Source organism: Idiomarina sp. UBA4206 (assembly GCF_002383015.1).
GTDB classification, from domain to species: domain Bacteria; phylum Pseudomonadota; class Gammaproteobacteria; order Enterobacterales; family Alteromonadaceae; genus Idiomarina; species Idiomarina abyssalis.
The window spans coordinates 81,127-89,194 of record NZ_DFTS01000039.1 but is presented as its reverse complement, the minus strand read 5'-3'; the positions used below and the strand labels follow the sequence as shown (position 1 = coordinate 89,194).

At 47.3% G+C, this 8,068-nt stretch carries 7 protein-coding genes and 1 tRNA gene; 1 reads left to right on the top strand and 7 read right to left on the bottom strand.

Features of this window, described 5'->3' with window-relative positions:
• The 3 genes from B3180_RS08500 to tehB all read right to left on the bottom strand — a co-directional run.
• The coding region (locus B3180_RS08500; protein ID WP_286844005.1) for a S10 family peptidase at positions 1–1,441 on the bottom strand (1,441 nt) is incomplete at its 3' end.
• A gap of 44 nt (positions 1,442–1,485) precedes the next feature.
• Complete coding sequence (locus B3180_RS08495) at positions 1,486–1,953, bottom strand: cytochrome c (RefSeq protein WP_278358426.1); 468 nt, start codon at positions 1,951–1,953, stop codon at positions 1,486–1,488.
• 38 nt (positions 1,954–1,991) lie between these two features.
• Positions 1,992–2,561, bottom strand: coding sequence for a tellurite resistance methyltransferase TehB (tehB, locus tag B3180_RS08490; protein WP_278358425.1), 570 nt, complete (start codon positions 2,559–2,561; stop codon positions 1,992–1,994).
• 264 nt (positions 2,562–2,825) lie between these two features.
• Here tehB and B3180_RS08485 point away from each other — a divergent pair, with 264 nt between their 5' ends.
• Positions 2,826–4,190 (top strand): MBL fold metallo-hydrolase, encoded by a 1,365-nt coding sequence (locus B3180_RS08485; RefSeq protein WP_278358424.1) that lies wholly within the window; start codon positions 2,826–2,828, stop codon positions 4,188–4,190.
• A gap of 21 nt (positions 4,191–4,211) precedes the next feature.
• Here B3180_RS08485 and B3180_RS08480 read toward each other — a convergent pair.
• From B3180_RS08480 to rpoD, 4 genes are all read right to left on the bottom strand, one after another.
• Positions 4,212–4,287: transfer RNA gene (locus B3180_RS08480), tRNA-Ile, on the bottom strand.
• Positions 4,288–4,332: 45 nt separating this feature from the next.
• Positions 4,333–5,751, bottom strand: coding sequence for a sensor histidine kinase (locus B3180_RS08475; protein ID WP_278358423.1), 1,419 nt, complete (start codon positions 5,749–5,751; stop codon positions 4,333–4,335).
• A gap of 18 nt (positions 5,752–5,769) precedes the next feature.
• Positions 5,770–6,546, bottom strand: a complete 777-nt coding sequence (locus B3180_RS08470; RefSeq protein WP_199494309.1) for an amidohydrolase family protein — start codon at positions 6,544–6,546, stop codon at positions 5,770–5,772.
• Between the two features lie 25 nt (positions 6,547–6,571).
• The coding region (gene rpoD, locus B3180_RS08465) for an RNA polymerase sigma factor RpoD (protein WP_286844001.1) at positions 6,572–8,068 on the bottom strand (1,497 nt) is incomplete at its 5' end.

The following is an 8,068-nucleotide window of genomic DNA, read 5'->3' as shown; positions in this document are numbered from 1 at the left end:
CGCCGCCGTGGTAGTAGCGGTAAATAATGTCATCGCTCGCAATACCGTGGCGATTCAGTGTGTACTCAGCATCAAAAAACGGGGTAATCAGATCATAGTAACCCGAGCCCACCATGACTTTTAACGCGGGGTTACTGCGCAAAACCGCGGCTAAATCCGGAGCCGTATTCACGTAATGAGGTTCCCATGTTTGGCCTTCAGGCTTAGGGCTCCAACGCCATTTGCCGGAAAGCTCCGGGTCAGCTGGGTTTAAGTAAGTGCGACCCCAATCGATTCCCAACTCATTGCGCATGTAGTGCATCAGCGATGCCTTATAGGCCGGTGAAATAGCACGAGCAGCATCTTCACGCGGGCTTGCGGCAACATCGTCGCGTTCGTCCTTGGTGTAACGGCTATCGAGCAGGCCTACGGCTATACCTTCGTCGCGCCGCAGCTCTTTAGCAAAACGAAACGCATTAATGCGCAAGTCAACGCGCTCAATATACTCTTTGCTCAAGCCGGTAAAGCGTTGCAGTTCGCTGACTAACTCTGCTCTTTTCTCTTCGCTTAGCAAATTCCCTTCAAACAACGCAGGTAGTAGTTCTTGTGATGCGAACTCACGGCTTTGCTGAATAAAAGCCTCAAAGTCACCCGAGTTATCGACTTTGCCGTGATACCACGCAGTGGCAGCCATGGTCGGAATATAAGTAATGTAGGAAATGATATTGTCATCGACATACGGGGTAGAGCCCTGATAATCAAGTGCCTGGGACACAAACAGAATACCGTTAACGTTAATCACGTAGTCATTGAGCAGTACCTTAGCAACGGCAGCCGCCCTGGTAGTGCCAAAGCTCTCACCCAACAAGAACACCGGCGAGTTCCAGCGGTTGTTCTCGGTTAGCCACTGAGCAATGAAAGCAGCCATTGAGTCTGCGTCTTCTGTCAGCCCCCAAAAGTCTTCTTTTTCACCCTTGCCAATAGCGCGTGAGAACCCTGTACCAACCGGGTCCACAAACACCATGTCGGTAACATCGAGAATGGTTTCAGGTGCATCTTTAATGGTATAAGGCGCAGCGCCTGGATGCTCTGCGTCACTTGGCACGACAATACGTTTAGGGCCATAACCGCCCATATGCAACCAGTTTGAAGACGAACCCGGACCGCCGTTCCAGACAAACGTCACCGGACGATTTTCTTCATCCTCGGCAACATAATCAAAAGAGAAAATACTAGCCGTCGGCTCGCCCTCAGCGTTTTGCAGGTAGGTCTCGCCGGCAGTAACCCGATAATCAATGCGTTCTCCGTTAAAAGAGCCGGTATGCTCGGAAACAAACTCAGTTGGATCAGGAACAGGTTTTTCTTCACTTTCTGATTCAGTGGTTTGTGCCAGCGCGCTGGTGGGTAATGACACCAACAGAAGAAAAGATAAAAGAGTTAGATAGTTGGTCAACAATTTCACAGTTTTACTTCCTAATCAGGGTAATTTCATCAGATTACCACAAATTACTGTTCTGCTAACCCATCAAAACGATCTGATACATACCGACTATGACAAGCAATACAGCTACCCGTCATTTCGTTATAAAGTTCATATTGTTTTTGAGTATCTCTGTCTTTCGCCGCCTCAGCCAGCCCTGCTGCGAGTCGGTGAAAGTCTTTATCCAGCTTTACGAAGCCTTCTGGAACCGCCGACATTAAGTCTTTTTTGTCCTGTTCAGTCAAAGCCTGCTTCATTATAAAGCTGTCGTGTATTTGCTGCGCCTTGGTTTCTACCCGTTCATGCTCACCCGTAACCATGGAAACATGAATTGAGGCCATTGCCGATTGAATTGAACGCATTTCTTGTTGTAATAACTGACTTAGCCTGTCTGTAAGTTTAGGAGTGACAGGATCCGCCGCTAAAGTATTTAAAGACAAACCAACGGCGGCTAACGTTAAACCTACATAGCCTACTTTCTGACGAAGTTTCATGATGCCTCCTTAATAAAACTACCGTAGCTTTATGTGCGTTATTTACTCGGTTTACGCGCTAGCATGGTTGCAAACTGCAGTTGCGCGCCATTGTGCATAGTACCGACATCTTCGTTGTACTTAACTAACTCCCATCCCTCATAGGCATCACTCAGCTGCCCAGCTTTAAACGTAAAAGGAAAAGGGACCGGGCACGGGTGCTCATTAGTATCCATAGCACAAACAATTAAGTTATAACCACCTGGTAGGGTATGCGATTGCATATCTTCAATAACTGCATCAACACGCGTGGGATGAAGGAACATTAAAGTTACCGTGCAGGCAATCAGCCCATAGTCGTCGCTTAACGCTGCATCATTAATGTCATAGACTCGCGCTTCAATGTTGTTGATAGCCTCTTCACTGATAATTTGCCGCAGCATATTGATAGCATCAGGGTTATTGTCTACTGCGGTCACGTTGAAATCAAGCTGGCTCAAATACAAAGCGTTACGGCCATTAGAACAGCCCATATCCAGGGCGTTACACGGCGCTATGATCTCGCCTGCCTCTATGACTTCACTGTGCGCAGGGTTTAGTCCATAACGGCTATTTATATCAGCTGACATTGTACTCACCTAGTTTTCAATAATGAGCTGGCATAGTACTACTTTTAGTTCGTTATTAAATAAGCGTAGCTGACGTCATCAGCGATATAGATCAACATCTGCTTTGTTAGGCACACTAACTGGATAGGCAACAAAACTAACTTGCACTTAGGGTTGAAGTGAAGTGCTAAAAACTCTGCTACCCTAATTTATTAAACAAAGCGCATTTGTAGAAGATTACTTAACTGCATGACGGTAAATAACGGGTAAAAGGAGACTCATACGATGAAACTGCAACGTATTGAAACACCTGGTATCGCTCATTACGCATGGCTTCTGGCAGAAGGCAGCGAAGCCATGATAGTTGACCCCAGCCGGCACGTACAAAAGTACCTCAATGCGGCAAGGGACTTGGGGACACGGATCACCCATATTGTAGAGACACACCGGCAGGAAGATTTCGTCATGGGCTCGGCATGGTTAGCCAAACGTACCGGCGCGAAAATTTTAAACGGCAACTTCGACACCTTTGGTCACGGTGACGTGCGACTGGAGGACGGCGACACGTTTTGTGTAGGACAACTGCTTATTCGAGCCTTCCACACTCCGGGGCATACCCCCGAAAGCATGTGTTACGCTGTCTACGAGGACAAAAATGCCGAATCTGCCTGGGCTATCTTTACCGGTGACACACTATTTTTCGGCGATACCGGACGCTCCGATTTACCAGCCAAAGACAAGTCAGTGGAAAATGCTGCCCTTATCTATGATTCAGTACACAGCAAACTGGCGGCTCTTGATGACACTGCATTAATTTTGCCTGCGCATGGACCGGGTTCGGTATGTGGTAGCGGAATGGCTGAACGCTCATGGTCAACATTGGGTGACGAAAAAACCTATAACGACGTTTTTACCCTTTCGCGAGAGGAGTTTGCCCAGAAGAAAGGCGGCGAACGAATTCCTCGACCACCCTATTTCCGTCATATGGAAGAAGTCAATTTAAATGGGGGATTACCTCCGGCCCGGAGAACCGGCGACACAGCTTTGCTTCCTGCGGATGATTTTGCGGAGTCTGCAAAAGATGAGCGAATTTACGATACCCGCTTACCCGAAGCCTTTGCAGGCGCACACATCCCCGATAGCTACAGCATCTGGCAAGGAGGCTTGCCAGTATTCGGCGGATGGTTAGCCGATAATGATAGCCCCATCTATTTAGTCACCAGTAGTAATGAGGATGTGGACCCTGCGGTGCATCATTTAAGTAACATAGGGCTGGACAACGTACGTGGCGCTCTAGCTGGTGGCTTTGAAGCCTGGCGAGATGCAGGAAAAAATTTACGCCAGAGTACCGCAACTACACCCCGGGCATTGAAGGAAATGGAACAAACACCCCAATTACTTGATGTCCGGGAAACTGATGAATTTGAAAGCGGGCACATACCCAACGCAATAAATTGCTACGTAGGATATTTGGAAGATGAAATTAGTGATCTTCCCTTAGACAAAGACCGGCCACTGGTAGTTACCTGCGGAGTAGGCCATCGCGCAGGGGTGGCTGTTAGTATTTTACTGAAAGCCGGTTTCCGGGACGTTCGCAACCTGTTAGGCGGCATGAAAGCATGGACTGCGTTGGGGTTTCCTATTGAATAAACTTAAAAAAGTGCTTGAAAATGGTGGCCCCTCCCAGATTTGAACTGGGGACCAACCGATTATGAGTCGGGTGCTCTAACCACTGAGCTAAGGGGCCATTTTTGATTGGAAGCTGTAAAGCGGCGCAGATTATACGAAGTTTTTACGCTTTTGTCATGGGTATCAGCACGTTAAATCGCGAAGTTTTATCGACTTTTTCGTAGCTGATGTCGCCATTCTGGTTCCGCAGTGTATCACGCACTACCTTAAGCCCTATACCGTATTGGGTCGGCGCAAGCTCATCGGCATGAAACAGCAAATGTTTGTTTTTATTCTCTATACCGGCACTTTCATCGCTAATAGCAATTTTCACAAAGTTTTCTTCAGCCGTTGCCTGCAGCATAATTTCTGAATTGGCTGGCACAAAGGTTATGATATGCCGTATCAGATAATCCAGTGCAAAACGCAGTAATAAGGGCTCTGCTTCAAATTTAAGGCCTTTTTCAGCTATTGCGGTAAGCGTTATGTCTTTAACATTTCCGGTGCTTTCATGGTAGTCGGATAGCTCCTGGAGAAAGTCTTCGGCATCAATGGACGTTGGCTTGCTATGCCCGGCACCTTCGGTAACTCTCTCAAAAGAACTGAACAACTCTGTCAGCTGTAACACCCTTTCTTTAATGTCGTCGGCGTTTGCTTTGGGTAGCTTGCGCTTTATTTCTTCAAGTTCAGTCATTGCAAGCGCTGTCATAGAACGAGCAATACGACCAATCAACGTTTTTTGATTAGCCATAATAACTTTGTTCATTTGCTGGCTTAATTCGCGCTCTTTAGACTGAATTTGCTGTCGAGCTTGATACAACAGCATTAACAATGGCTGAATTTCCGGAATTTCGGTGGTGACCGAAACCGCCTGAGAGCTGTCTTCGGCCTGTGCAACAATGCGATCTCGCTCTGAATGCCAGTTACGGTTAAAGACAGACTCGCGCACAATTAAAACGCCGCCAATAATGGCGAGCACCACAAACAGGGCGCTGACAATAAGAGTAAAGTTAGGAGGTACAAACTGGACACGCTTTTTCAGCCAAATACCCAGGTTGTAGTGATTCTTTTCAGGGCAGGCCGCCACGACAGTTGCAACCTGCTCATTGGACTGAACAGAGACAATGTCTCTTTGCTGCTCTAAAGAACGTTGCACAGCAGAACGAACAATTGGAACATCGTCGTTACTGATACCAACGTCTGTGGTGTCACCACCGTTGGTCGGTAAAGAGAAGCCTATAAACCCCTGAGCTGTATGCCAAAAGCCGCCTTTAACGCCATCGGCATTAGTTAGCGCTTCAGCCAGTGCCTGATGCATTAAATCGGGGTTAGTTACTTGCTGCTGCGGCGACTCCGATTCAGGGTAAAGACTGTCGACAGCAAGCTGCGCATTTTTACAGGCTTTGCCCATTAGCGCTTGATTGCGCTGCAATGTCTCGCCCGCAGAAAACCAGAACGCAACAAGTAAACCGCCAACGGCTACTGCAATCATTGCAATAGCCAGCCAGCGGTTATGTTTTGTGTGGGAAGAGAGAGACTGCACTTACCTCACTCTCTTTTACTAAGGTAGTTTGTAGAAATTTCGGGCATTCTGATAAAACACCTTATCAACCGCTTCATCGTCGTCCAGTGCATTCACAATCGTGGTAATGTCAGAGGGTTCAAATGAGCGAGTACTGCGCGTACCCGGTAAATCGGTACCAAACATTAAAGCATCCGGGTTGGTCTTATTCAGTGTTTTAATGGCGTCTTCTACGTTAACTTCGGTACGACCAAAGCCACTGGCTTTAATTTTTACGCCACCTTCAGCTAAACGACGCACCTGAGACAACCCTGATTTTGCCATACCTAAGTGGTCTACACTCAGTTTAGGCAACTTAAGTAAGGTAGGTACCATGTCGTCGAGCTCACGGCTATCGACGTAAATTTCTAAATGCCAACCGGCTAAGTCCCAAATACGCTTACCAAACTCGACAATACCTTCAATGTCACGATGAACGCCGCGTTTTAAGTTAACGCGTACGCCGCGGATACCATGCTCATTCAGTTGCTGAATTTTTTCATCGCTAACTGAGCCTGGTAACTGTGTAACACCAACAAAATTGCCGCCCAGGTTTTCCAGCGCCGCTTTTAAATAGCGTTGCTCGAAGCCCTGGAAAGAGCCAGACACAATGACACCGCCTTCTATCGGCATGCCACGGACTAAGTTCCGATAATCATCAATATAAAAAGGCTCAGGGATATGACCTTGGTTTTCAATTAGCGGAAACTCGTCATCATAAATGTGCAAATGAGAGTCAATAATACGTTTCGGCCAATTGTCACGGTTGTTACCCATGCTGCCTCCTGTGTCAGAGAATATCTTACTCATCCAAGAACGATTTAAGCTGCTCAGAGCGACTTGGATGGCGAAGCTTTCTTAATGCTTTGGCTTCAATTTGACGAATTCGTTCACGAGTTACATCAAACTGCTTACCAACTTCTTCTAAAGTATGGTCTGTATTCATATCAATACCAAAGCGCATACGCAATACTTTTGCTTCACGAGCTGTTAAGCCGCCAAGCACGTCACGAACCGAGTTACGCAGGCTTTCTGACGTTGCTGAATCAATAGGAAGGTCCAGCGTATTGTCTTCGATAAAGTCACCCAGGTGCGAATCTTCGTCGTCACCAATTGGGGTTTCCATCGAAATTGGCTCTTTCGCAATTTTTAATACCTTACGGATTTTGTCTTCCGGCATCATCATGCGCTCGGCCAGCTCTTCCGGCAGAGGCTCACGCCCCATTTCCTGCAACATTTGGCGTGAAATGCGGTTAAGCTTATTAATGGTCTCTATCATGTGGACCGGAATACGAATAGTACGAGCCTGGTCCGCAATGGAGCGGGTAATAGCCTGACGGATCCACCAGGTAGCATAAGTTGAGAACTTATAACCACGGCGATACTCGAATTTATCCACGGCTTTCATCAGGCCAATGTTACCTTCCTGAATTAAGTCCAGGAACTGCAACCCGCGGTTGGTGTACTTCTTAGCAATAGAGATAACCAGACGTAGGTTAGCTTCAACCATCTCTTTCTTCGCACGGCGTGCTTTCGCCTCGCCAATGGACATACGACGGTTAATTTCTTTGACTTTACCAATGGTTAAGCCTGTTTCCTTTTCTACATCAACCAGTTTGTTAACGCAGCGTTCTATTTCACCGCGAACTTCTTTCAATGTATCGGCGTAGGCTGCACCGGAATCTATTTCTTTATCAACCCAGGCCAGGTTATTCTCGTGGCTGGCAAAGGCTTTCATGAAGCTGCGTTTCGGCATTTGCCCCTGTTCAACGCTTATCTTCATAATAATGCGTTCCTGAACACGCACGCGCTGCATCATGGCACGCATGTCTTTAACCAAGCGGTCAAACTGTTTAGGAACTAAGCGGAACTGTTTGAATAAGTCGCTGAGCTTGTCAATTTCAACGCGGGCATCGGCACCATCACGACCATGCTTTGCAATAGCCTGACGAGTTGCTTCGTATTGTTCGCGAAGTGCATTGAACTTGCTGCGAGCAAATTCCGGATCAATACCGGTATCCGTTTCTTCTTCGTCATCGTCATCATCATCGTCTTCATCTTCCAGCTCTTCGGTTGGAAGTTCAGAGCCAACGTGAGTAGCAGCCACAGGAGCTTCGTCTACTTCGTCAGGGTCAATGAATCCGGAAATAATGTCGGTTAAGCGCAGTTCTTCGGCTTCGTAGGAGTCCCATTGCTCAAGCAGGAAGTTAATGGCTTCAGGATACTCAGCAACAGAGCACTGAACCTGGTTAATGCCTTCTTCGATGCGCTTGGCAATGTCAATTTCGCCTTCGCGGGT